This is a genomic window from Citrobacter youngae (assembly GCF_003818115.1).
GTDB lineage: Bacteria > Pseudomonadota > Gammaproteobacteria > Enterobacterales > Enterobacteriaceae > Citrobacter > Citrobacter youngae.
This window is the reverse complement of record NZ_RPOI01000044.1, coordinates 1-817: the sequence shown is the minus strand read 5'-3', so window position 1 is coordinate 817 and position 817 is coordinate 1. Positions and strand designations below refer to the sequence as shown.

Here is an 817-nt window from a genome sequence, read left to right as displayed (position 1 = left end):
ACACAGATTGTCTGATGAAAAGTAAATAGCAAGGCGTCTTGCGATTGAGACTTACACGTCCCCTTCGTCTAGAGGCCCAGGACACCGCCCTTTCACGGCGGTAACAGGGGTTCGAATCCCCTAGGGGACGCCACTTGCTGGTTTGTGTGAGTGAAAGTCGCCGGCCTCAATATCTCAAAACTTACCTTCGGGTGACGTTTGAGATATTTGCTCTTTAAAAATCTGGATCAAGCTGAAAATTGAAACGACACACTGTTTCATTTCTCCGTAATAAGAAATGAAAAATGGTGTGTTCGAGTCTCTCAAATTTTCGCAACACGGTGGTGTTTTACGAAACATCTTCGGGTTGTGAGGTTAAGCGACTAAGCGTACACGGTGGATGCCCTGGCAGTCAGAGGCGATGAAGGACGTGCTAATCTGCGATAAGCGTCGGTAAGGTGATATGAACCGTTATAACCGGCGATTTCCGAATGGGGAAACCCAGTGTGTTTCGACACACTATCATTACGTGAATCCATAGCGTAATGAAGCGAACCGGGGGAACTGAAACATCTAAGTACCCCGAGGAAAAGAAATCAACCGAGATTCCCCCAGTAGCGGCGAGCGAACGGGGAGCAGCCCAGAGTCTGAATCAGCTTGTGTGTTAGTGGAACGGTCTGGAAAGTCCGACGGTACAGGGTGATAGTCCCGTACACCAAAATGCACAGGTTGTGAACTCGAAGAGTAGGGCGGGACACGTGGTATCCTGTCTGAATATGGGGGGACCATCCTCCAAGGCTAAATACTCCTGACTGACCGATAGTGAACCAGTACCGTG

Annotated in this window: 1 tRNA gene and 1 rRNA gene; both read left to right on the top strand. The window is 49.2% G+C overall.

What is annotated here, in order from left to right:
* The first annotated feature begins 57 nt into the window (after positions 1-57).
* A tRNA-Glu gene (locus EHN13_RS23635) sits at positions 58-133 on the top strand.
* Positions 134-352: 219 nt separating this feature from the next.
* A 23S ribosomal RNA gene (locus tag EHN13_RS23630) occupies positions 353-817 on the top strand; the annotation flags it as partial.